This window comes from Catellatospora tritici (assembly GCF_019083965.1).
Taxonomy (GTDB): Bacteria; Actinomycetota; Actinomycetes; order Mycobacteriales; family Micromonosporaceae; genus Catellatospora; species Catellatospora tritici.
Genome location: NZ_JAHRCY010000021.1, coordinates 25,648 through 48,710 on the forward strand (window position 1 = coordinate 25,648; position 23,063 = coordinate 48,710).

Consider the following 23,063-nt stretch of genomic DNA (forward strand, 5'->3'; position numbering starts at 1 on the left):
GGGGTTGAACGGATATCGTTCGGCGCATGGGAGGCAATGCGTTTCGCGGGTTCGTGCCGTGGATCATCTTCTGGGTGGTCGCGGGGCCGAGCACCTGGGTCTACGCGGCGGGCGGTGCGTTCGTGGCCACGCTGATCCTGCTGCTCCCGCTACGGCACCACAAGCCGATCAAACTGGTCGAGATCATCTCGGCGGCCTTCTTCGGCGCGCTGACGATCGCGGGCCTGCTGCTCGACCCCGGCCAGCTGGAATGGCTGGAGCGCTACTCGCAGGCGATCTCCAGCGGCATCCTCGCCCTGGTGGTGCTCGGTTCGCTGGCCTTCACCCCGTTCACCGAGCAGTACGCTCGCGAGCAGACCCCGCCGGAGGTCCGGCAGCGCCCGATCTACAAGCAGGTCAACCGCAAGCTCACCCTCGTCTGGGGCCTGGTCTTCGCCGCCTGCGCGGTGCTGGGCGTGCTGTCCCAGCAGATGAGCAGCGGCAGGGCCTGGGTCAACTGGATCCTGCCCATCGCGCTGATCGCCGGGGCGTACAAGTTCACCATGTGGTATCCGCAGCAGGTCCGCGCCCGCGAGCACCCGGCCCCGGCGGCCTGAGCGTCAGCCGCCCAGCGTCGTGTCCTCGCGGGCGTCCATGTACATGTCGGACGCGATCTTCCAGCCGTCGGGCTCGCGGGTGAACACCTTGAGCGAGAAGTTGCGGCGTACCGGCATGGTCGCGCCGTCGGCGGTCTGCTGCCCGGCGCGTTCCAGGTAGGTCCTGGCCACGGCGACGTCGGCGGTGAGCAGGCGGATGTCGGCTTGCGGCGGTCCGAGCGGCTTGCCCGCGGCGAAGTGCCGGTCGGCGAACAGGTTCGCCAGGTACGCCTCGATCGCGGCGCCGCCCTTGCGCGAGGTGCCGAACGCGTTGGTCCAGTCGGCGTCGGCGGTATAGAGCCCGGCCACCCCGTCGGCGGACAGGGTCGCGAACGCCTTGCCGAGGGCCTGCATCACGTCGCCGATCGCCGCGAGATCATCGTCAGCCATGCCGTCAGGGTACGACCGATCCGTTCCGGTACGGCCGACCTGGACAAACATCCGCGACCGCGGCGCCGCGGTCATACGCTGGCGGTGTGACGACCACAGGCACCGCGTCGCTACGGCGGCGTGAGGACGACAATTGGGAGATCATCGAGAACACGCCCGACCAGACCGCTTCCCGGGTGCTCATGCTGCCGGGGCTGTTCTGCACGGCCGAGTTCTACACCGACGTCCTGTCGGATCCGGCGCTGGCGGAGGCGGGCGTGTTGGCGCGGGCCGCCGACCCGCCCGGCTTCGCGGGCCGCCCGGTGCCCAAGGGCTTCGACTACCGGGTCGAGACCTACGCCGACCTCGTCGAGCAGTACGCCGAACGCGAGTCGATCGACCTGATCGTCGGGCACTCGTACTTCGCCAACGTCGGCGTCGAGATCGCGGCCCGTGGGCGATACCGAGGAAAGCTGCTGCTGCTGTCGCCGTCGTTCTCGCGTGCGGATGAGGAGGCCGACCTGCTGTCGCTCGATGGGGCCAGTCGTATCCCGGTCGTCGGCACGCTGGTGTGGCTGGGCATCAATCCGTCGCTGAAGAAGGGCATGCGCGACCGGCTGCCCTCGGCACGCTTCAACGAGCTGTTCGCGCAGATGAAGCTCAACTCCCACGCCGCCAACCGGCATCTGGTCACCGGCTTCTTCGACCACATCAAGCGGTACGGCGACCTGACCGGTCGGCTGGCCGCCGCCACGACGCCGGTGTGGGTGGCCAGGGGTGACCGCGACGAGGTCGGCTTCACCGAGCAGGAGCAGGCGGGGATCGCGCGGGCGCCGCACGTGGAGCTGAAGACCATCCCCGGTGCGGCGCACTTCTCCATCACCGACACGCCACACGCCGTCGTACAGCTCGTACTCGACCTGCTCGCCCTCGACCCCGCGCAGGCATAGGCCAACGCCGCCGGCCGGCGGGGCGGGATGGGGTTGGTCAGGCCCAGGGGAGGGTGGCTCGGTGCTGCCAGTAGTCGGCGGGGGGTTCGCCCAGCTCGGCCGGCGGGGCGAGCTGGGCGGGGGTCAGGGCCAGGTGACGCGCGGCGAGGTTGCTGTGTAGTTGCGCGACGGTGGCCGCGCCGGAGAGGACCACGTCGACCCATGGCTGAGCCAGCACGGCGGCCAGCGCGATCACGTCGGGTGTGGTGTCCTGCTCGCGTGCCAGCGCGGCGACGGGTTCGGGCGCCGCGCCGCAGGCCAGGCGTCCATTGGCCATCGCCTCCTTGACGATCACGCGGCAGCCGCGGGCACGGGCGCGGGCCAGCGCCGGACCCGCCGAGGATTCGAGCACGTTCCAGGTGGACTGGACGCTGCCGAACAGCGACTGCCCGGCCACCTCGATGTCCAGGGCCGCGTCGATGGTGTCGGCCTGGTGCGGCCCGCTGGTGGAGAATCCGACGGTGACACCGCTGTCGCGCAGGTCCGCCAGGGCGCGGTGCAGGGCGGTGTCGGCGAGGGCCGGGCTGTCCGGGGTCAGCGAGTGGATCTGGTACAGGTCGAGCCGCCCGTCCAGCAGTTCCCGGGTCTCGGCCAGTTGCCGGATGAACGTGGCGAGGCTGTGCTCCTTGGTCTCGTGGACGGTCGCGTCGACGCGCCATCCGGCGGTGTAGGTGTAGCCCCATTTGCTGCCGACCACCACATCGGATGGTTCACGCGTGCGCAGCCAGTCGGCGAGGAACTGTTCGGCGCGGCCGTACGAGCGGGCGGTGTCGACATAGCGCACCCCGGCGGCGTACGCGGCGTCGAGCAGTTCGTGTGTGCGCTGCGCCAGCGCGGGCACCGACCGGTCTTCGGGTAGGTCACCGGCGCGGCCGAGGTTGATGTAGCCGGGGCGGCCGACGGCGGCCAGGCCGAGGCCGATCATCGGCGCGCCGTTCGGCAGTCGGTCCAGTGCCATGGTTGCGTCCAATCCGGGCGATGCGGGTAGGCATCGGTTCTCCTACATCATCTCCCGTCGCAGGTCACGCCGTCAGCCGAAGCTGTACGCGCTTTCTACCAGCGATTACACAGATCCGGTTTAGTTTTTGCATTGATCTGTGGACTTCTAGCCGCGCCTGGCTTAACGTTTTGCTACCACAGCCAGAAACACCGATGACAAGAGCCGGTAACACGGCTCTGTCGCGGAGCCTTTTCGACCGCCCGCGTTGCACAGGCGCGAAAGCGCAGGTCACGCATCCCGCTCCGGTCGAGGCGCCACCCGGCGGTTCCGGTGTGCACTGTCGCGTCCCGACGGTGTGCGCCGCCGCGCCGGTGGCGCGCCCATGGGAACGGAACATGCAGGGAGGAGTGCAATGCAAACCACGAAAAACCGCAGACTGCGGCTGCTCGTCGGCCTGGTGGCGACCAGCCTCATGGTCTTCGGCGCGCCGGCGCTGACAGCGCAGGCGGCAGGCGGTCCCAACCTTTCGCTCGGCAAGACGGCGAGCGCCAGCAGCACCAACAACGGCTTCGTCACCGGCAACCTCAACGACGGCAACCAGGGCAGCTACTGGGAGGGCACGAACAACACGTTCCCCCAGTGGGCGCAGATCGACCTGGGTGCGGCCACCAGCATCGACCAGGTGGTGCTGAAGCTGCCGGCGAGCTGGGAGCAGCGCACCCAGACGCTGTCGGTGCAGGGCTCGACCAACGGCTCGACCTGGTCGACGCTGGTCAACTCGGCCGGGTACACGTTCAGCCCCGGCAGCGCCAACACGGTGACGCTCAACTTCACCGCCTCCAGCCAGCGGTACGTGCGGGTCAACATCTCCGCCAACACCACCTGGCCGGCGGCGCAGCTGTCCGAGCTGGAGATCTACGGCGCCGGCACCGGCGGCGGCTCATCCAACCTGGCCCAGGGCAAGGCGACGGCCGAGAGCGGCCACGCCGACGTCTACGGCTCGGGCAACACCGTCGACGGCAACCAGGGCACCTACTGGGAGAGCACGAACAACGCCTTCCCGCAGTGGGTGCGGGTGGACCTCGGCTCGACCGTCAGCGTGAACAAGGTGGTGCTGAAGCTGCCGACCGGCTGGGGCGCGCGTACCCAGACCATCACGGTGCAGGGCTCCACGGACGGGTCGAACTTCACCAACTTGGTCGCCGCCACGGCGTACGCCTTCGCCCCGTCGGCCAACACGGTGACGATCAACTTCTCGGCGGCGAACACCCGCTACGTGCGGCTGTGGGTCACCGCGAACACGGGCTGGCCCGCCGCGCAGCTGTCCGAGTTCGAGGTCTACGGCCCGTCGACCGGTGACACCGTGGCTCCGTCCACCCCGGGCAGCCTGGCCTACACCGAGCCCGCCTCGGGTCAGATCAAGCTGACGTGGAACGCCTCCACCGACAACGTGGGCGTCACCGCGTACGACGTCTACGCCAACGGCGCGCTGCTGACCAGTGTCAGCGGCTCGACGCTGACCTACACCGACGGTCGTCCCGACAGCGAGACGGTCAGCTACTACGTGCGGGCCCGCGACGCCGCCGGCAACCAGTCGGGCAACAGCAACACGGTCACCCGCACCGGCCAGTCCGGTGACACCCAGGCGCCGACCGCGCCGGGCAGCCTCGCCTACACCCTGCCGGCGTCCGGCCAGATCAAGCTGACCTGGACCGCGTCGACCGACAACGTGGGCGTGACCGGCTACGACATCTACGCCAACAGCTCGCTGCGGGCCAGTGTCGCCGGAAACGTGCTGACGTACACCGACAGCCAGCCCGACACCGCCACGGTCAGCTACTTCGTGCGGGCCAAGGACGCGGCGGGCAACATCTCGCCGATGAGCAACACGGTGACCCGCAACGGCTCCGGCGGTGGCGGCACCAACCAGGCGCTGGGCAAGCCGGTCACCGACAACGGCCACACCTGGGTGTACGCCCCGGAGTTGGCCGTCGACGGCGACCTGACCACGTACTGGGAGGGCAGCACGTCGCCCAACCAGCTCACCGTGCAGCTGGGCTCGAACGTGTCGCTCAGCTCGATCGTGGTCAAGCTCAACCCGGACCCGGCGTGGGGCGCGCGGACCCAGACCATCCAGGTCCTGGGCCGTGACCAGAACTCCAGCTCGTTCGTCAACGTCGTGTCGGCGCAGACGTACAGCTTCAACCCGTCGTCGGGCAACACCGTCACGATCCCGGCCTCGGGCAACTACGCCGACGTGCGGCTGCAGTTCACCGGCAACTCCGGTGCCCCCGGCGGCCAGGTGGCCGAGTTCCAGGTCATCGGCACCCCGGCGCCGAACCCGGACCTCACCGTCACCGCGGCGACCTGGAGCCCGGCCTCGCCGATCGAGACCGACACCATCACCACCACCGCGACGGTGAAGAACAACGGCACCGCCACGGCGGGCGCGACCAACGTCAACTTCTACCTCGGCACCACCAAGGTGGGTACGGCGAACGTCGCGTCGCTGGCCGCGGGCGCGCAGTCCAACGTCTCGGTGAGCATCGGCACGCAGAACGCGGGCACGTACGCGCTGACCGCCAAGGTCGACGAGTCGAACGCGGTCATCGAGCAGAGCGAGACCAACAACAGCTACACCAACCCCACCAACCTGGTGGTGGCGCCGGTGCAGACCTCGGACCTGGTCGCCGCCGCGGTGGCGTTCAGCCCGAGCAACCCGTCGGCGGGCAACACCGTCACCTTCTCGGTGTCGATCAAGAACCAGGGCGTCATGGCCTCGGCCTCCGGCGCGCACGGCATCACCCTGGTGCTGAAGGACGCCGCGACCGGCGCCACCATCACCACCAAGACCGGGTCGTACACCGGTGTCATCAACGCCGGGGCGACCACGTCCCCGGTGAACCTCGGCACCTGGACCGCGGTCAACGGCAAGTACAACGTCACCACGACCATCGCGGTCGACGGTAACGAGCTGCCGGTCAAGCAGGGCAACAACACCAGCACGCAGGGCTTCTTCGTCGGCCGCGGCGCCAACCTGGGCTACGACATGTACGAGGCCGAGGACGGCACCACCGGCGGCGGCGCGGGCGTGGTAGGCCCCAACCGCACCATCGGCGACCTCGGCGGTGAGGCGTCCGGCCGCAAGGCCGTCACGCTGAACACCAACGGCTCGTACGTGCAGTGGACCACCAAGGCCGACGCCAACGCGCTGGTCACCCGGTTCTCCATCCCGGACAACGCGGGTGGCACCGGCACCACGTCGACGCTGAACATCTACGTCAACGGCACCTTCCACAAGGCGATCACGCTGACCTCCAAGCACTCGTGGCTGTACGGCGCGGAAGCGGGGCCAAGCAACTCGCCCGGCGCCGGCCCGGCCCGCCACCTGTACGACGAGGCCAACATCCTGCTGGACAGCACCGTCCCGGCCGGTAGCACGATCAAGCTGCAGAAGGACGCCGCCAACTCCGGCACGTTCGCGATCGACTTCATCAACCTGGAGAAGGTGTCGCCGCGGGCGAACCCGGACCCGGCTCACCTGAAGGTGCCGGCCGGTTTCAGCCACCAGAACGTGCAGGACGCCCTCGACGCGGTCCGCATGGACACCACCGGCACCTGGACGGGTGTGTACCTGCCGGCCGGCACGTACACCACCGCCCAGAAGCTCCAGATCTACGGCAAGCCGATCAAGGTGACCGGCGCGGGCATGTGGTACACCCGCTTCGAGACCCCGACCACGCAGGAGAACACCGACGCGGGCTTCCGGGTCGAGAGCAGCGCGAACGGCTCCACGTTCGAGCACCTCGCGTTCTTCGGCAACTACACCATCCGCCAGGACGGTCCGGGCAAGGTCTGGGGCGAGCTGAGCCAGGTCAACAACCTGACCTTCGACAGCGTCTGGGTCGAGCACACGGTCTGCGGTTTCTGGGGCGTCAAGGTCAGTGGCTGGACGGTCAAGAACAGCCGCATCCGCGACACCTTCGCCGACGGCATCAACCTGACCAACGACTCCACCAACAACCTCGTCACCAACGTCGAGGGTCGGGGCAACGGCGACGACGCGTTCGCGCTGTTCTCCGCCACCGACAGCGGTGGCTCGGTCGGTGACCACGGCAACGTCTTCGAGAACCTCTCGGCGACGCTGACCTGGCGCGCGGCCGGCCTGGCGGTGTACGGCGGTTACGACAACACGTTCCGCAACCTGTACATCGCGGACATGCTGACGTACTCGGGTATCACGATCTCGTCGCTGAACTTCGGCTACCCGTTCGTCGGGTTCGGCAACCCGCCGACGAAGTTCGAGAACATCTCGCTGGTCCGGGCAGGTGGCCACTTCTGGGGCAACCAGACCTTCGGCGCCATCTGGGTGTTCGCGGCCACCCACACCTTCCAGGGCATTCGACTGACCGATGTGGACATCATCGATCCGACGTACTCGGGCATCATGTTCCAGACCAAGTACCCGGAGCAGCAGCCGGTGACCGACACCATCTTCACCAACGTCCGCATCAGCGGCGCCCAGAAGAGCGGTGACGCGTACGACGCGAAGTCCGGTATCGGCATCTGGGTCAACGAGATGCCGGAAGCGGGTCAGGGGCCGGCCATCGGCTCGGCGACGTTCAACAACCTGACCTTCAGCAACAACTTCCAGAACATCAAGAACACCACCACCACGTTCACGCTCACCATCAACTAGTCCCACCGCACCACCGACGCCCCCGGCAGGCACCGCCTGCCGGGGGCGTCGCGATGGCGGGCACTTCTTTGAGTTCCCGGCGACGACCGACTAACGTCCAATCTCGACCGCTCGAGGAAGTCGAGGACCCGTGCCCGAAGCAGAGGAAGCGGCCGTCAAGCACCTGTCCGAGCCGCACCGCCGACTCCCGCTGGGCTTCGTGCGCACCGACATGCTCGGCAGCGGGCCGTGGATGCCGTCCAGCGCGGGTGAAATCGTCGGTCCCGGTGCGGAGGTCTCCGGTCGATGAGGGCGCGGAGCGAGGACTACTACGCTGCCGAGGACAGGATCATGCATGTCCGGCATCACGGTGGCACCGAGCTGGATCTGGGCGACCTCGGCCTGACCCGGCTGCCCGCCAGTCTCTTCGAGCTCAAGGCTCTCACAAAGCTGATCATCAGCGGAAACCAGTTGACGGAACTGCCCGACAGGCTGGGCGAACTCACCGCCCTCACCACGCTGTACCTGTACGACAACCAGCTGACGCAGCTGCCCGACAGTCTCGGCAAGCTCGCGTCGCTCACCGAGTTGTACCTCTACCGCAACCGGCTGACCACGCTGCCTGACTGTCTTGGGGAACTGGTCCGTCTCACTACGCTTCACCTGGGCGCCAACCGGCTGACCCGGCTGTCCGACAGCCTCGGCAGTCTGACAGCGCTCACTTCGCTGAACCTCAACGGCAACGAACTGGTCGCCGTACCCGACAGCCTGGGCAGCCTCAAGGCGCTCCGTACGCTCAACCTCGACGGCAACAGACTGGTCGAGCTACCCGACAGCCTGGGCGGTCTGTCCGCACTCACCAAGCTCCACCTTGGCCGCAACCGGCTGGTGCGGCTCCCGGACAGCCTCGGCAACCTCGCCGCCCTCAAGGTCCTGAACCTCAACGGCAATCAGCTGACGCAGCTTCCCTACACGCTGGGCACCCTTACCGCGCTCACGTCGCTGAATCTCGAAGACAACCGGTTGGAGCAGTTGCCGGACAGCGTCGGCAATCTCGTCGGCCTCAACTCGTTGAACCTCGGTGGCAACCCGCTGACGAGTCCACCGGCCGAGGTCGTGTCCCAGGGCGTGGAATCCGTGCTCGCCTACCTGCGGGCCAGCCACGCGTCCGTAGCGCAGTGGGCGTCGAAGCTGCTGATCGTGGGGGAGGGCAGGGTCGGCAAGACCTCGCTGGTCAAAGCGCTGTTCGGCGACGAGCACAACCCCGGCGAGCCCACCACCCACGGACTGCTGCTCAGTCGGTTGCCACTGACCCATCCCAGCGAGTCCGACGCCGAGATGCACCTGTCGGTATGGGACTTCGGCGGCCAGGACATCTATCACGCCACACACCAGTTCTTTCTCACCGGCCGCTCGCTGTTCCTGCTCGTGTGGAACGCCAGTGAGGGAACCGATCGCGGCCGACTGCACTACTGGCTGGACATCATCACCGCCCGAGCGCCACACGCCCCGGTCCTGATCGTCGCCACCCACACCGCCGACCGACCCGCCGACATCGACCTCACCGGGCTGCGCGGGCAGTACGCGGCGATCATCGGACACCTCAGCGTGGACTGCGCGGCCCGTACCGGCATCGACGATCTGCGTACCGCGATCACCGCCGCCGCCGCGCGCCTGCCGCTGATGGGCGCGGCATGGCCGCAGCGCTGGGTCGACGCGACCGCGGAGCTGACAGCTGACAGCATGCCCCCGCATCTGCCGACCGCGGCGGTGTGGCAGGCGATGAGGCAGGTAGGCGTCGTCGCGGGCAGCGAGCAGAAGACCCTGGCGGTGGCGCTGCACCATCGCGGCGAGATCCTTTACTTCCCCGACGACGAGGAGCTCGCCGACACGGTGGTCCTCGACCCCCAGTGGCTCAACGTCCGTATCGCGCGCATCCTCGACAACCCTGGGGTGGCCGCCCGAAACGGACTGCTCACCACCGCGGACATGGTCAGTGCGTGGCCGAACCTGCCACACGCCGAACGCGAGCACCTACTCAACCTGATGGACCGCTTCGACGTGTCCTACCGGATACGCGACAGCCGCGACGGCGCCAAAGGGATCGTGGTCAGCTGGCTGCCTCAGGCTCCGCCCGACATCAGCCACGTCTGGCCGTCCGACGGCAACGAGATCCGGCTCGCCTACCAGCTGCCCGTCCTGCCGCCGGGCATACCGGGCTGGTTCCTGGCCCGCTCGCACCGGTTCGCCACCGAGCACCGCTGGCGGACCGGTGCGGTGCTGCGCCACCCCGACGGTGAGCATGTCGGCCTGCTGCGCACCGACTCCCTGCGTCGGCGCATCGAACTGACGGTGCGTGGACCGATGCCCGCACCGTTCTTCGCGGTCCTCGACGACGGCCTCAATCTCACGATCGACCGCTACCCAGGTCTGAAGGTCACCCGGTGGGTGCCCTGCCGCGGTCATGGGCCATGCGAGAAGGAATTCAGCTACGCCAAGGTCGTAGATCGTGTCAGACGTGGGCACTGGGACATCTACTGCGACGAACTTGAGGACATGGTCGACATCGGCGGCTTGCTCACCGGTATCGCCCCGCCCGTGCGGGACCTCGCCACCGCCGACGACCTGCGGGAACTGGCCGCGACCATCGACCGGATGCGCGTCGACATGGCACAGCAGAGCGCGGTCGCCCAGCACAATCACCTGCGCGTCGGCACGCTGATTCAGCAGACGCAGAGCGCCCACTGTCCCAGCGTCTTCACCATCACCCCCGCCGCCAGGCAGAAGGCTGGAAGCGCGGTCCACCTGGTGCGGCTCTACTGCGAGGAACCCGGCACGTGGCACCCCCTGCCCGGCGACGCCGGGTGCTACGAGATCACCGAACTGTCCCGCTGGTTGCGTATCGCCGGTCCGTACCTGGTCAAGACGCTGCGCTTTCTGCGCGCCACCCTGCCGTACGTCGGGCCGATTCTCGGCATGACCGCCGAGGAACTGCAGGAACAGCTCGCCGACGAACTCGATCTTTTCAAGCTCGTCCTCGACAACGTGCCCGCGAGCCGGCTGGACGACACCTTCCCGGCCCCGTACCGGCCCGACGGCGCACCTGCCCGCTACGCCGAGACCGACGCCGACTACCGGGTACTGCGTGCCATGATGCTCAAGCTCGACCCGGACCAGGGGTGGGGTGGCCTCTCGCACCTGCTCACACCGGAGGGGCTGAGTCTCTACCTGTGCTCGGAGCACCTCAGCACCTACCGGCGCCTGCCCGAACGCTGACCCGGCACAACCTGGACCAAGCAGGCGGCTGCGGAGCCCCGCCCGCGCCCCCGCGAGGCGAGGGCGCGGTCAGGGGGTGGTGAGGGCGGTGACCACAGCCGCGAGGGCGGCGGGGGCGTCGTCGCCGGTGGCGCGGACGGTGACCGTCTGCCCGGCGGTGGCGCCGAGTCCGAGCAGGCCGAGGATGCCGCGGGCGGAGGCCGTACGCCCGTTGAAAACGATCTCCACGTCGCTGCCGAAACGGGCCGCCACCGTGACCACCTGACCGGCCGGTCGGGCGTGCAGGTGGGCGGGCAGCACCACCTCGGCCTCACAGCTTTCGGGCATGCCAGGCCTCCCGCGCCGCCGCGACCACGGTGTCCAGGTCGGCGCCGGTCCCGGCGATGACCGCGGCGGCCAGCGCGCCCTCCACGAAGGGCACGTCTAGCAGCACCACCTTGTCGCGCGGCTCGTCGTCCAGGACCGCCTTGGCGGTCAGCACCGAGCTGCCCAGGTCGGGGATGACCACCACGCCGAGCGCGTCGTCGGCGTCGTCGATGGCGGTGCGGACGAGGTCGTAGCCGGTGCCCAGACCGCCGTCCTCGGTGCCCGCGGCGGTGTTGATGCCGACGTGCTCCCCGGCGACCTGGCGCAGCAGTTCCCGTACGCCCGCCACCAGCAGTGCGCTGTGCGAGACGAGCACGATGCTCACAGTGCTGGTCATGATGCGCATGCTACGCCGCGCGGACCGGCCGGAACCGGGGCAAGATTGACATGGTGCCCCGTGGTGCGTACGGGCCGACCGGGAAGGGAGTTCCGTCGTGAAGAAGTTCATCAACCATCCCGACGCGGTCGTCCGGGAGGCCCTGGTCGGCCTGGCCGCCGCCCACCCCGACCTGCGTGTCGACCTCGACGCGCCGTACGTGACCCGCGCCGAGGCTCCGCGGGCGGGCAAGGTCGGGCTGGTCTCGGGAGGCGGTTCGGGGCACGAGCCGATGCACGCCGGTTTCGTCGGCCTGGGCATGCTGGACGCGGCCTGTCCGGGCGAGGTGTTCACGTCGCCGGTGCCCGACCAGATCCTGGCCGCGAGCAAGGCCGTCGACGGCGGCGCGGGCGTGGTCCACATCGTGAAGAACTACACCGGCGACGTGATGAACTTCCAGCTCGCCGCCGACCTGCTCGGCGACGACGGGATCGACGTGCAGACGGTGCTGGTCAACGACGACGTGGCGGTGGAGGACTCGACCTGGACCGCCGGGCGGCGCGGCACGGGCGCCACGATGCTGGTGGAGAAGATCGCCGGAGCGCTGGCAGAGACCGGGGCGGACGCGGCGGCGGTGGCGGCGATGGGCACGCGGGTGAACGAGGCAAGCGGTTCGTTCGCGGTGGCGCTGACGGCGTGTACGACCCCGGCGGCGGGGCGGCCGGGGTTCGAGCTGCCCGAGGACGAGATGGAGGTCGGGGTCGGCATCCACGGCGAGCCGGGGCGGCGGCGGGAGAAGCTGCTCCCGGCCCGGGACATCGCGGCCATGTCGCTGGAGGCGATCATGGCGGCCAAGCCGGTGGCCTCCGACGAGGACGTGATCGTGCTGATGAACGGCCTGGGCGGCACCCCGCTGATCGAGCTGTACCTGCTCTACGGCGAGGTCGCGGGGATGCTGGAGGCGGCCGGGGTGCGCATCGCGCGCAACCTGGTCGGCAACTACGTGACCAGCCTGGACATGGCGGGCATGTCGCTGACGGTGTGTCGGGCCGATGCCGAGATGCTGCGGCTGTGGGACGCGCCGGTGCGCACCCCGGCGCTGCGGTGGGGGGCCTGATGGACGCCTCCCAGGCCAGAGCCTGGATGTACGCGGTCGCCGACTCGATCGCCGCCCAAGCCGACCACCTGACCCAGCTAGACGCGGCGATCGGCGACTCCGACCACGGAGTGAACATGAACCGGGGCTTCACCGCGGTGCGGGCCGCGCTGGACGGGGCGCCCGCCGATGGGGTGCGCGGGGTGTTCACGCTGGCCGGATCGACGCTGGTGTCGCGGGTCGGCGGGGCGTCCGGGCCGCTGTTCGGCAGCGCGCTGCGAGCGCTGGGCAAGGCGCTGCCGGAGGAGGGCGACGCCGACACCGCCGCGCTCGCGGCGGGGCTGCGGGCCGGGCTCGAGGCGGTGTGCAAGCTGGGTGGGGCGGTGCTGGGCGACAAGACCATCGTGGACGCGTACACCCCGGCGGTGGACGCGTTCGAACAGGCCGCCCAGGCGCACTCCGGTGACCGCGACGGCGGCCTGGCGGCGGCCGCACGGGCCGCCGCCGACGCGGCCCACCAGGGCATGCGTGACACCACCCCGTTGCAGGCGCGCCGCGGCCGCGCCTCCTACCTCGGCGAGCGCAGCGTGGGGCACCAGGACCCGGGGGCCACCTCCACCTGGTTGATCTTCCAGGCGCTGGCCGAGACCGTCACCGCGCGACGTTCATGACCGGCCCCGACACCGTCTACCACGGCACGCCCGGCGCGGCGGGGGTGGCGATGGGTCGGCTGCACCTGCTCGCGCCGGAGTCTCCCGGCATCGGCGTGCTGGCCGCGGCCGGGCCGGAGCGCCTGCGGGCGGCGTTCGACGCGGTCGCGGCGGGACTGCGCGCCCGGTCGGCGGCCATCCGGGCGGATGCGGTCTCGGACGTGGACGCCGACCGGGTCGACCAGGCGGCGGAGATCCTGGAGGCGACGGCGCTGATCGCCGAGGACCCCGACCTGCGGGCGGCCGCGATGGCCGAGTGCGCGGCGGGGGAGCGGGCCGACCGGGCCGTGGTCGAGGCGGCGGCGCGCTACGCCGAGCTGCTGGCGGGGTTGGACGACCCGACGCTGGCGGCCCGCGCGGCCGACGTGCGGCTGGTCGGGCAGCGAGTGGTTGAGGAACTGCGCGGCGGGGTACGTCCCGTCCCGGTCGGCCCGGTGCTGCTGGCCGCCACCGAACTGGGCGCCGACGACCTGCTGGACCCGCAGGCGACCGTGCTGGGCGGGGTGTCGGCGCGTGGCGGACCGAACGCCCACGTCGCGATCGTGGCGCGGGCGCTGGGCGTGCCGTTGGTCTTCGGCGTCGACCTGCCCGCCGCCGAGGACGGCGCCGAGGCGGTGCTGGACGGCGCCGCCGGTGTCCTGACCGTACGCCCCGACGCGGCCACCCGCGCCGCCGCCGACACGGCCGTGGCCACGGCCCAGCAGCGCCGCCAGTGGCTGGCCGAGCACCGGGACCGGCCCGCCGTCACCACCGACGGGCAGCCGGTCACGCTGCTGGTCAACGTCTCCACTGCCGCCGACGTCGAGGCGGGGCTGGCGGCGGGCGCGGCCGGGGCGGGGCTGATCCGCACCGAGCTGCCGTTCCTGCAGGCGGCCCGCTGGCCGACCCGGGCCGAGCACGTGGCGACGCTGCGGCCGGTGCTGGCGGCGTTGGCGGGGCGGACCGCGACGGTGCGGGTGCTGGACTTCGCGCCGGACAAGCTGCCGCCGTTCCTGGCCGCCGCGGCCACGGCACACCGGGGGCTGCAGCTGCTGCTGGCCCACCCGACCGCGTTCGCCGACCAGTTGGCGGCGATCCTGGACACCGGTGCCGACACCCGACTGCGGATCATGGTGCCGATGGTGGCGTCGGCCGATGAGCTGAACCGGTGCCGCGAGCTGCTGCACGAGGTGTCGCGCGAGCACGGCACGGGCGTGCCGCCGCTGGGCGCGATGATCGAGCTGCCCGAGGCGGTGGCCGAGGTCGACGCGATCGCGGCGGCCGCGGACTTCCTGTCCATCGGCAGCAACGACCTGACCGCCGCGCTGCTGGGCCTGGACCGGCGCGACCCGGCGCTGACCCCGGCCCGCGCCGCCGACCCGCCGGTGCTGGCCGCGATCGCGCGGGTGGCGGCGGCCGGGGCGCGGCTGGGCCGGGACGTGTCGGTGTGCGGGGACGCGGCAGGCGACCCGGCGGTGATTCCGGCGCTGCTCGCGGCCGGGTGCCGGATCCTGTCGGTGGCACCGACGGCGCTGGACGAGGTGCGGGCGGTGGTTCGGGACACGACGCTGGTGCCGTCCGATCACGGCTGAGCGGATATTCGCCCCATTTGGGGCTGATCAGCTTGCCGCGCGCCATACCCGGCAGCGACCGAATCAGACCGATCTAGTGTTGATTCTGGTCACGCCGATCGCGTGAATCCGGAAGAGATCACCATGGACGCGGTGGTCAGCGGCGAAACCGACGCCGCGACGGCAGTATCTGCGCCGCCCGGCTCGTCGCCTCGCTCGCCAACACCCGCGAAGGGGGCGGGAACAGCCATGGCGGAAACGAAGACGAGTTGCATCTGGCGCGAGATGAGCGCGGAGTTCGCCGGGACCCTGGTCCTGATTCTGTTCGGCGTCGGGGTCGTGGCTCAGGTCGTCGTCGGCGGGCTCGGTGACCACGACAGCATCACCTGGGCGTGGGGACTGGGCGTGACGTTGGGCGTGTACACCGCCGCCCGCATCAGCGGCGCGCACCTCAACCCGGCGGTGACCCTGGCGCTGGCGACGTTCAAAGGGTTCCCCTGGCGCAAGGTCGTGCCGTACTGGGTCGCGCAGTTCCTGGGAGCCTTCGTCGCGGCGCTGATCGTACGGTGGAACTACAGCGAGGTGCTCAACAAGGCCGATCCTGATCACACCATCAAGACGCAGGGCGTCTTCTCCACCCTGCCCGGCAACGGCGCGCTGCCCATCGGCACCTGGGGCGCCTTCCGCGACCAGATCATCGGCACGGCGATCCTGCTGTTCCTGATCCTGGCGCTGACCGACGTGCTCAACCTGCCGCCGCTGTCGAACCTGGCTCCGCTGATCATCGGCCTGCTCGTGGTCGCGATCGGCATGGCCTGGGGCACCGCGGCCGGATACGCCATCAACCCGGCCCGTGACCTGGGCCCGAGGTTCGCCTCCTGGCTGACGGGTTACGACACCGCCTGGAAGGACCAGTATGGGAATCTTTATTTCTGGGTGCCGATCCTGGGTCCGTTCATCGGCGGACTGCTGGGTGCCTGGCTGTACAAGCTCCTGATCGGGCGGCATCTGACGCCCGAGACGGTGGCGGAGGCGACTCCTACTGGAACGATCGCGGTGGACGCCGAAGGCGACCCCGAGAAGTGAACGACCGGCCCGGACCGTTGTGGAGAGGACTCGCGAGATGGCTGACTTCGTCGGTGCGATCGACCAGGGCACGACCAGCACCCGATTCATGATCTTTGACCACGGGGGCAACGAGGTCGGCAAGCACCAGCTCGAACACAAGCAGTACCTGCCGCAGGCGGGCTGGGTCGAGCACAACCCGGTCGAGATCTGGGAGCGCACCAGCGCGGTGGTCAAGACGGCCATGGCGCAGCAGAAGCTGCAGGCCTCCGACCTGGCCGCGCTGGGCATCACCAACCAGCGGGAGACCACCGTGGTGTGGAACCGCAAGACCGGGCGGCCGTTCTACAACGCGATCGTCTGGCAGGACACCCGCACCGACCGCATCGCCGCCGCGCTGGACCGCGACGGCCGCGGCGACGTGATCAGACGCAAGGCCGGGCTGCCGCCGGCGACGTACTTCTCCGGCGGCAAGATCCAATGGATCCTCGAGAACGTCGGCGGCGTACGCGAAGCAGCCGAGAGCGGCGACGCCCTGTTCGGCAACACCGACACCTGGGTGCTCTGGAACCTCACCGGCGGCGTCGAGGGCGGCGTGCACATCACCGACGTCACCAACGCCAGCCGCACCATGCTGATGAACCTGGAGACCCTGGACTGGGACGACGAACTGCTCGGCTTCTTCGGCATACCCAGGCAGATGCTGCCGCAGATCCGCCCGTCGTCGGACCCCACGCTCTACGGCAAGACCAGGACCAACGGGCCCATCGGCGGCGAGGTGGCGCTGCCCGCCTCGCTCGGCGACCAGCAGGCCGCCACCGTCGGGCAGGTGTGCTTCAGCCCCGGCGAAGCCAAGAACACCTACGGTACGGGCAACTTCATGCTGCTCAACACCGGCACCGAGCTGGTCCGCTCCAAGAGCGGCCTGCTCACCACGGTCTGTTACCAGTTCGGCGACCAGCCCGCCGTGTACGCGCTGGAAGGGTCCATCGCCGTCACCGGCTCGGCCATCCAGTGGCTGCGCGACCAGCTCGGCATCATCAGCGGCGCCGCGCAGAGCGAGGCCCTGGCCCGACAGGTCGACGACAACGGCGGCATCTACTTCGTGCCCGCCTTCTCCGGCCTGTTCGCGCCCTACTGGCGCTCCGACGCCCGCGGCGCGATCGTGGGGCTGTCCCGGTTCAACACCAACGCCCACCTGGCCCGCGCCGCGCTGGAGGCGATCTGCTACCAGTCGCGCGACGTCGTCGAGGCGATGGAGAAGGACTCCGGGGTCAAGCTCGACTTCCTCAAGGTCGACGGCGGGATCACCGCGAACAAGCTGTGCATGCAGCTGCAGGCTGACATTCTGGGGGTGCCGGTCAGCAAGCCGGTGGTCGCCGAGACGACCGCGCTCGGCGCCGCGTACGCGGCCGGGCTCGCCGTCGGGTTCTGGGAGTCCACCGACCAGCTGCGCCAGCACTGGCACGAGGACCAGCGCTGGGACCCGACGTGGACCGAGCAGCAGCGCGCCGACGGCTACAAGGGCTGGAAGAAGGCGGTGGAGCGGACGCTGAACTGGGTCGAGGTCGAGTGACAGCCCGGTAGGGGACACACAGCACAGCGGGGAGGGCCTGCCGTGGAGGCTGTAGCCATGTCCGCCCAGGCGCGCCGCCAGGCGCTGGCCGACATGTCGGCCCGGGAACTGGACATCCTGGTCATCGGCGGGGGAGTTGTGGGCGCGGGGGCCGCGCTGGACGCGGTCACCCGGGGCCTGGCGACGGGGCTCGTCGAGGCGCGGGATTGGGCGTCGGGGACGTCGAGCCGGTCCAGCAAACTCATCCACGGCGGCCTGCGATATCTGGAGATGCTCGACTTCAGGCTGGTCGCGGAAGCGCTGAAGGAACGGGCGCTGCTGCTGACGCGGATCTGCCCGCACCTGGTGAAGCCGGTCAAGTTCCTGTATCCGCTGACGCACCGGGTGTGGGAGCGGCCGTATGTCGGGGCGGGCGTCACGCTGTACGACACCATGGGTTTGACCACCGGCAGCGGGCGCGGGGTGCCGCATCACAAGCACCTGTCGCATCGGCGGGCGCTGCGGGAGGCGCCCTGCCTGAAGAAGGCTTCGCTGGTCGGGGCGGTGCAGTACTGGGACGGGCAGGTCGACGACGCTCGGCACACGATGACCGTGGTGCGGACGGCCGCCTCCTACGGGGCGCACGTGGCCAATCGAGCGAAGGTGATCGAGTTCCTGCGGGAGGGGGAGCGGGTCGTGGGCGCGCGGGTGCGCGACCAGCTCACCGATGAGGTGTACGACATCCGGGCGCAGCAGATCATCAACGCGACCGGGGTGTGGACCGACGAGACGCAGCGGATGGCCGACACCCGGGGGCAGTTCCACGTGCGGGCGTCGAAGGGAATTCATCTGCTGGTGCCTCGGGACCGAATCCAGTCGCGGACCGGGCTGATCCTGCGGACGGAGAAGAGCGTTCTGTTCGTCATACCGTGGGGAAGGCACTGGATCATCGGGACGACGGACACGGACTGGCATCTCGACCTCGCCCACCCGGCGGCTACCGCCGGTGATATCCGGTACCTGCTCGCGCACGTCAACTCCGTGCTGGTCACCAAGCTGACGCAGGAGGACGTGGAAGGGGTGTACGCCGGGCTGCGGCCGCTGCTCGCGGGGGAGTCGGAGGAGACGAGCAAGCTGTCCCGGGAGCATCTGGTGGGGCACCCCGTGCCGGGTCTGGTCGTCGTGGCTGGTGGGAAGTACACGACGTATCGGATCATGGGGAAGGACGCCGTCGACGAGGCGGTGCGCGGGCTGGACCTGAAGGTGCCGGAGTCGATCACCCATGAGGTGCCGCTGGTGGGGGCGGACGGGTATCGCGGGTTGTGGAACCGGCGGCATCTGCTGGCGCAGGAGTCCGGGCTGCATGTGGTGCGGATCCAGCACCTGCTGAACCGGTACGGGTCGATGGTTCATGAGTTGCTGGCATTGATCGCGGAGAATCCGGAGCTGGCGGAGCCGTTGCCGGGGGCCGATGACTATCTGGCGGTTGAGGCGGTCTACGCGGCGTCGCATGAGGGCGCGTTGCATGTGGACGATGTGCTGGCTCGGCGTACGCGGGCGTCCATTGAGACGTGGTCGCGGGGAGTGCAGGCGTCGGAGGTGGTGGCGCGGCTGATGGGCGGCGTGCTCGGGTGGTCGCCGGACGAGATCGCCGAGGAGATCGAGGTGTACGAGCGGCGGGTCGAGGCAGAGCGGCAGTCGCAGCAGGAGCCGGACGACGAGTCGGCGGACAAGGTACGGCTCGCCGCCCCCGACCTGGGCTGAACCTGACGACAGTTTCAGCCTGGTCGTCGCCACACCTTGAACGCGTTGTCAGACCGCTCGAACTTCGGCGAGCCGCCTGACCGCGTACGCGTCGTCCCAGCAGACGGCGGCCTCCCACGCGGCCGACGCTTGCGCGGCGATGTCGTACGCGCCGTCGTCGAGGCCGGCGGCGTTGTCGGGCAGCACGAGGTCGAGGTCGGGGACGTCGACGTGCGCCTCGTCCCAGTCGATCAGCGCGACCTGATTCGCGGTCATGCGGACGTTGCCAGGGTTGTTGGGGTTGCCGTGGACGACGCATGTCAGACGGCCGGTGAGCCGCGTCCACGCTGCCCGGCATCTGGCAACGCTCTCCGGGGGCATCGCACCGAGGTCGATCTTCGTGCCGGTCTCGGCGTGCAGGAGGTCGGTCGACGATCGCCAGCCTGGACGCTGCGGCCAGCCCCGCGTCAACCGATGCAGCTCGCGCAGCGTGTCGGCCACGCGACGCCAGTCGGCCTGCGTCTCGGGTGGTCCGCCCTCCATGTAGGTCATTACCACCAGACCGTCGGCGAACAGCCGTCCGTCCGTGGTCGGGATCGGCACCGGCACGGTCATACCTTCACCGTCGAGATATCGGAGAAGCTCGGTCTCCCACGCGAGATCAGCATCGCTCCTGGTGCCGAGACGACCGACCGCGAGGTGCCCGTTGACCCGCACGCTCCACACGTCGTTGGCGACGCCGCCAGTGAGCCGTTCGATGCGAGCGGTGTCTTCACCCCACTGCGCAAGTGCCTCCCACCCCATTCGCCACATCCTACGCGGTTCCGAACACCACTGTTCTCGGCGGATGCGGACACCCGCCAGGCGAAACCAGGCAACCATCGACGGACCGGGATGCGTCCTGATGGGCATGTCGGTATCGCCCGCGCCCGCGCCATCCGCCGAGTTCGACGCGTTCGTGCGGGCCAGGACGGCCCCGTTGCTGCGAGCCGCCTACTTCCTCACCGGTGACCAGCACCTGGCCGAAGACCTGGTCCAGTCCGCCCTGGCCCGCACCCACCGCGCCTGGGAAAACCTGCACGCCGCGGCTGATGAGCGGGGTGCTCGGGTGGTCGGCGGACAGGGTACGGCTCGCAGCCCCAGGCCTTGAATACTGAAAATGCGCCGATGACCGCCGATTGAGGGTTGACGGTCATCAGCTCACTTTATGGATCTTGACTCTCGACGTGAACCATCGGCTGTCCGACCCGGGTTGATGCGTGACGTGACGGTCTCCGCGCCACGCCGGTCGGGACAGCTATCAGCCGGCGAGGCTGTGGAACTGGCCCGCGGCGATGGTGTCGATGTCGGTCAGACCGGGCACCACGGTGACCGCGATGGTGCGTCTGGTGGTAGTGCCGTCACCGATCGCGCCAAGGTCGTTGCGCCCCCAGGCTTTGAGGGTGCCGTCCTCCAGCAGGGCCAGGTTGTGCCAGCCACCTGCGACGATGCGCTCAACGTCGGAAAGGCCGACGACATTGACCGGGGTGCGCCGTTCGGTGAGGGTGCCGTCTCCGAGCTGGGCGAAGGTGTTGTATCCCCACGCCTTGACGGTGCCGTTCCGGAGCCGGGCGAGGCTGTGGAACTCACCTGCGGAAATGCCGGCCACGCCGGTCAGACCGGAGACCGCGACCGGTGTGTCGCGACTGGGGATGGCGGTGCCGTCACCGAGCTCCCCGAACCCGTTGCGTCCCCAGGCCTTGACGGTGCGGTCTGACATCAGGGCCAGGTTGTGGTCGCCGCCGACCGCAATCTTCCGCACGCCCGAGAGGCTGATGGTGCTGACGGGGGTGTGGCGCTCGATTCTGGTGCCGTCACCGAGCTGCCCGGAAGCGTTGTCTCCCCACGCCTTGACCGTGCCGTCGGACAACAGCGCGAGGCTGTGGTTCAGCCCCGCACCAACGGCGACGACCCCGGCCAGGCCGGTGATGGTCACCGGGAGCTGGCGATCGGTGGTGGTGCCGTCACCAAGCTGCCCGGAGTCGTTGTCTCCCCACGCCTTGACCGTGCCGTCGGACAGCAGGGCGAGGCTGTGGCTGTCTCCCGCGGCGATGGCGACCACCCCGGTCAGGCCGGCGACCGTACCCGGTGTCCGGTGGGGAAGGCCACTACCGTCGCCGAGCTGGCCATCGCTGTTCAATCCCCAGGCCTTGACGGAGCCGTCCGGCAGCAACGCGAGGCTGAACGAGGTGCCCCCCGCGAGTTGCTCGGCGTCGCTCAGGCTCAGGGCGCGAACTGCGGTGTGCCGCTGCTCTGTTGTCGCGTCGCCCAACTGCCCCTCGCTGTTGTCTCCCCACGTGGCGACCCAGTCGACGTCGTTCGCTGCCGCCGAGTCTGCCATCGCGCCCTGGCCGATGGATGCGGCGAGCATCATCCCGGCAGTGAGCATCATTCGCCTGCGCGCCCTGATTGATGATTGGACCACTGTTCCCCCGTTTGCGGATCTCTCTGGCCGGCAGCGCGAGAAATCGGATGATTTCGCAGCTCCGGCCCTTCGCTGTATATAGCCCACGGGCGAGGGCGGCCTCGCGATGACACGCAGGCCCGGCAACGTGTGCTCTGCCCGATCGGCGATGATCGCCCGCATGAGCTTTCTGTGGAGTCTTACCTAGGGCGACAAAGCAATGCCTGATGAGGATGGCCTGACGGCGCTTCTCGTGGCCTGGAGACGGCCTGGATCAGTCGGTGTCCGTCGACTCGCTACCGCCAGGTCGCCGCAACGGCGAACCCTGGAGCTCCCGATTGGCCGCAGGACGGTCGATCACGGTCGGGCACGAGGTCGGACGGGCTATCCGGTGCGCTGCCGGTCGGTTCCGTGCGGCGCCGTTGCTGTACTTCGCTGGTGTACATCGGCAGTACCCACAGCGGGTGTTGCGTACTTGCGTCGGCCGAGTAGCCTGCTCGATCATGGAAGCTCTGCTGCTATGGATCGGCGTTCCCGTCCTGGTTGTCATCGTCTTGGGTGTCATCGCGGCTCGCCGTGGGGCTCGGCATGGGTACCGCAATCCGCCGGGCGACTACTACGACGGCAACCCCTGGATCCAATCCGCGCGCGCGTCCGGAATGGCGGACCGCTTCAACAATGTCACTGGTTGACCGATTCCAGAACGCGGCAGCGCGACATGTGCGCCCTCCTGGCTGTCCGGGCCGATGGAGGGCGAGGACTCCCCCCCGGAGCCCGAGGTCTGAGGGGTTGGATTTTGACCTTGGAGAGCCCTGGTGTTCGGGCGTGACGGCGTTGCGGGAGGAACGGTCCGGACCTCGACGGGCATCCGAGAAATGACCCTAAGGTCTTCGGTTTTGATCTTCCATCACGCGGACGGTCACCCCTTGATCAACCGGGCTGGCCTGATCAACCCTCCGAGCACGTCCGCGCTGGTCAGCGCCGCGCGGCGATCGCAGCCGATCTCCGAAGCGTTTCGATCATGGCCTTCACCTGCGGTGATTGACTGCTCGACTAGTGTCGATTGCATTCCTGCCGGTGAGGCGTGTGCTGCTGGCCGCCGGGGCGGGCGCCGGGCGCCGCACTGCCGGAGGCGTGGCGCGGGCGCCCGAGCGTCCCGGCCCCGGCGCGGGCTGCTTGCGGCCCGCCTTGACCTCGTAAGGAAGCCTCGGCAAGGGTCAATGGCTGCAGGTACCGGGTGATGTGCGACAGAGCGATACCAGTAGACACGCGACAGGCGTCGGTGTCGGCCGTTGATCCAGGCGCTAATGGCCAACGCAGGTCAAAGCTGCC

Annotated in this window: 18 protein-coding genes and 1 pseudogene; 13 read left to right on the forward strand and 6 right to left on the reverse strand. The window is 69.4% G+C overall.

Annotated features, from left to right (window positions below; translation table 11 throughout):
* Positions 1–26 precede the first annotated feature (26 nt).
* A complete protein-coding gene (locus KUA19_RS33490) occupies positions 27–596 on the forward strand; it encodes a DUF3159 domain-containing protein (protein WP_217402631.1) in 570 nt (189 codons plus the stop codon).
* Positions 597–599: 3 nt separating this feature from the next.
* Here KUA19_RS33490 and KUA19_RS33495 read toward each other — a convergent pair whose 3' ends face one another.
* Positions 600–1,025 carry a YybH family protein gene (locus KUA19_RS33495; protein ID WP_217402634.1) on the reverse strand — a complete coding sequence of 142 codons (426 nt, stop codon included), beginning with the start codon at positions 1,023–1,025 and terminating at the stop codon, positions 600–602.
* 86 nt (positions 1,026–1,111) lie between these two features.
* On the opposite strand from KUA19_RS33495, the gene KUA19_RS33500 reads away from it, so the two are divergent.
* Complete coding sequence (locus tag KUA19_RS33500) at positions 1,112–1,954, forward strand: alpha/beta fold hydrolase (protein WP_217402636.1); 843 nt, start codon at positions 1,112–1,114, stop codon at positions 1,952–1,954.
* A 37-nt stretch (positions 1,955–1,991) separates the two neighbouring features.
* On the opposite strand, the gene KUA19_RS33505 is transcribed toward KUA19_RS33500, so the two are convergent.
* Positions 1,992–2,951, reverse strand: coding sequence for an aldo/keto reductase (locus KUA19_RS33505; RefSeq protein ID WP_217402638.1), 960 nt, complete (start codon positions 2,949–2,951; stop codon positions 1,992–1,994).
* Between the two features lie 394 nt (positions 2,952–3,345).
* Here KUA19_RS33505 and KUA19_RS33510 point away from each other — a divergent pair, with 394 nt between their 5' ends.
* The 3 genes from KUA19_RS33510 to KUA19_RS33520 all read left to right on the forward strand — a co-directional run bounded on the left by KUA19_RS33510 (position 3,346) and on the right by KUA19_RS33520 (position 10,887).
* Positions 3,346–7,632, forward strand: a complete 4,287-nt coding sequence (locus KUA19_RS33510) for a galactose-binding domain-containing protein (RefSeq protein ID WP_217402640.1) — start codon at positions 3,346–3,348, stop codon at positions 7,630–7,632.
* Between the two features lie 130 nt (positions 7,633–7,762).
* Positions 7,763–7,921 (forward strand): hypothetical protein, encoded by a 159-nt coding sequence (locus tag KUA19_RS33515; RefSeq protein WP_217402642.1) that lies wholly within the window; start codon positions 7,763–7,765, stop codon positions 7,919–7,921.
* The gene (locus tag KUA19_RS33520; RefSeq protein ID WP_217402644.1) at positions 7,918–10,887 is read left to right on the forward strand and encodes a leucine-rich repeat domain-containing protein; all 2,970 of its coding nucleotides are present in this window, start codon (positions 7,918–7,920) and stop codon (positions 10,885–10,887) included. Before KUA19_RS33515 ends, KUA19_RS33520 begins: the two co-directional genes overlap by 4 nt.
* A 69-nt stretch (positions 10,888–10,956) precedes the next feature.
* On the opposite strand, the gene KUA19_RS33525 is transcribed toward KUA19_RS33520, so the two are convergent.
* On the reverse strand, positions 10,957–11,214 hold the full coding sequence (locus tag KUA19_RS33525; protein WP_217402645.1) for an HPr family phosphocarrier protein: 258 nt from the start codon (positions 11,212–11,214) through the stop codon (positions 10,957–10,959).
* Positions 11,198–11,590, reverse strand: coding sequence for a dihydroxyacetone kinase phosphoryl donor subunit DhaM (gene dhaM, locus KUA19_RS33530; RefSeq protein WP_217402648.1), 393 nt, complete (start codon positions 11,588–11,590; stop codon positions 11,198–11,200). The genes KUA19_RS33525 and dhaM overlap by 17 nt, the downstream gene beginning before the upstream one ends.
* Positions 11,591–11,687: 97 nt before the next feature.
* On the opposite strand from dhaM, the gene dhaK reads away from it, so the two are divergent.
* The 6 genes from dhaK to KUA19_RS33560 all read left to right on the forward strand — a co-directional run bounded on the left by dhaK (position 11,688) and on the right by KUA19_RS33560 (position 19,309).
* Positions 11,688–12,686: a dihydroxyacetone kinase subunit DhaK gene (dhaK, locus tag KUA19_RS33535; protein ID WP_217402650.1), complete on the forward strand. Its 999-nt coding sequence runs from the start codon at positions 11,688–11,690 to the stop codon at positions 12,684–12,686.
* The gene (gene dhaL, locus KUA19_RS33540) at positions 12,686–13,336 is read left to right on the forward strand and encodes a dihydroxyacetone kinase subunit DhaL (protein ID WP_217402652.1); all 651 of its coding nucleotides are present in this window, start codon (positions 12,686–12,688) and stop codon (positions 13,334–13,336) included. The genes dhaK and dhaL overlap by 1 nt, the downstream gene beginning before the upstream one ends.
* Complete coding sequence (locus KUA19_RS33545; protein WP_217402654.1) at positions 13,333–14,946, forward strand: putative PEP-binding protein; 1,614 nt, start codon at positions 13,333–13,335, stop codon at positions 14,944–14,946. Before dhaL ends, KUA19_RS33545 begins: the two co-directional genes overlap by 4 nt.
* A gap of 228 nt (positions 14,947–15,174) precedes the next feature.
* Complete coding sequence (locus KUA19_RS33550) at positions 15,175–16,011, forward strand: MIP/aquaporin family protein (protein WP_217402657.1); 837 nt, start codon at positions 15,175–15,177, stop codon at positions 16,009–16,011.
* Between the two features lie 37 nt (positions 16,012–16,048).
* Positions 16,049–17,566, forward strand: a complete 1,518-nt coding sequence (gene glpK / locus KUA19_RS33555) for a glycerol kinase GlpK (RefSeq protein ID WP_217402659.1) — start codon at positions 16,049–16,051, stop codon at positions 17,564–17,566.
* A 42-nt stretch (positions 17,567–17,608) separates the two neighbouring features.
* Positions 17,609–19,309 carry a glycerol-3-phosphate dehydrogenase/oxidase gene (locus KUA19_RS33560; RefSeq protein WP_217402662.1) on the forward strand — a complete coding sequence of 567 codons (1,701 nt, stop codon included), beginning with the start codon at positions 17,609–17,611 and terminating at the stop codon, positions 19,307–19,309.
* Positions 19,310–19,357: 48 nt separating this feature from the next.
* Here the strand turns inward: KUA19_RS33560 and KUA19_RS33565 are convergent, their stop codons facing one another.
* The gene (locus tag KUA19_RS33565; protein ID WP_217402665.1) at positions 19,358–20,092 is read right to left on the reverse strand and encodes a phosphotransferase enzyme family protein; all 735 of its coding nucleotides are present in this window, start codon (positions 20,090–20,092) and stop codon (positions 19,358–19,360) included.
* Between the two features lie 106 nt (positions 20,093–20,198).
* Between KUA19_RS33565 and KUA19_RS33570 the strand changes: the two are divergent.
* Positions 20,199–20,369, forward strand: a pseudogene (locus KUA19_RS33570) (sigma factor); the annotation flags it as partial.
* A gap of 219 nt (positions 20,370–20,588) precedes the next feature.
* On the opposite strand, the gene KUA19_RS33575 reads toward KUA19_RS33570, so the two are convergent.
* The gene (locus tag KUA19_RS33575; RefSeq protein ID WP_217402667.1) at positions 20,589–21,719 is read right to left on the reverse strand and encodes an RCC1 domain-containing protein; all 1,131 of its coding nucleotides are present in this window, start codon (positions 21,717–21,719) and stop codon (positions 20,589–20,591) included.
* Positions 21,720–22,234: 515 nt separating this feature from the next.
* On the opposite strand from KUA19_RS33575, the gene KUA19_RS33580 reads away from it, so the two are divergent.
* Positions 22,235–22,423 (forward strand): hypothetical protein, encoded by a 189-nt coding sequence (locus tag KUA19_RS33580; protein WP_217402669.1) that lies wholly within the window; start codon positions 22,235–22,237, stop codon positions 22,421–22,423.
* The last annotated feature ends 640 nt before the right edge of the window (positions 22,424–23,063 follow it).

Bases quoted from the DNA above. Each gene is read 5' to 3' on its own strand.
- KUA19_RS33490 (WP_217402631.1), top strand. From the start codon at position 27: ATGGGAGGCAATGCGTTTCGCGGGTTCGTGCCGTGGATCATCTTCTGG.
- KUA19_RS33495 (WP_217402634.1), bottom strand. From the start codon at position 1,025: ATGGCTGACGATGATCTCGCGGCGATCGGCGACGTGATGCAGGCCCTC.
- KUA19_RS33505 (WP_217402638.1), bottom strand. From the start codon at position 2,951: ATGGCACTGGACCGACTGCCGAACGGCGCGCCGATGATCGGCCTCGGC.
- KUA19_RS33510 (WP_217402640.1), top strand. From the start codon at position 3,346: ATGCAAACCACGAAAAACCGCAGACTGCGGCTGCTCGTCGGCCTGGTG.
- KUA19_RS33520 (WP_217402644.1), top strand. From the start codon at position 7,918: ATGAGGGCGCGGAGCGAGGACTACTACGCTGCCGAGGACAGGATCATG.
- KUA19_RS33525 (WP_217402645.1), bottom strand. From the start codon at position 11,214: ATGCCCGAAAGCTGTGAGGCCGAGGTGGTGCTGCCCGCCCACCTGCAC.
- dhaM (WP_217402648.1), bottom strand. From the start codon at position 11,590: ATGACCAGCACTGTGAGCATCGTGCTCGTCTCGCACAGCGCACTGCTG.
- dhaL (WP_217402652.1), top strand. From the start codon at position 12,686: ATGGACGCCTCCCAGGCCAGAGCCTGGATGTACGCGGTCGCCGACTCG.
- KUA19_RS33545 (WP_217402654.1), top strand. From the start codon at position 13,333: ATGACCGGCCCCGACACCGTCTACCACGGCACGCCCGGCGCGGCGGGG.
- KUA19_RS33550 (WP_217402657.1), top strand. From the start codon at position 15,175: ATGGCGGAAACGAAGACGAGTTGCATCTGGCGCGAGATGAGCGCGGAG.
- glpK (WP_217402659.1), top strand. From the start codon at position 16,049: ATGGCTGACTTCGTCGGTGCGATCGACCAGGGCACGACCAGCACCCGA.
- KUA19_RS33565 (WP_217402665.1), bottom strand. From the start codon at position 20,092: ATGGGGTGGGAGGCACTTGCGCAGTGGGGTGAAGACACCGCTCGCATC.
- KUA19_RS33575 (WP_217402667.1), bottom strand. From the start codon at position 21,719: ATGATGCTCACTGCCGGGATGATGCTCGCCGCATCCATCGGCCAGGGC.
- KUA19_RS33580 (WP_217402669.1), top strand. From the start codon at position 22,235: ATGGAAGCTCTGCTGCTATGGATCGGCGTTCCCGTCCTGGTTGTCATC.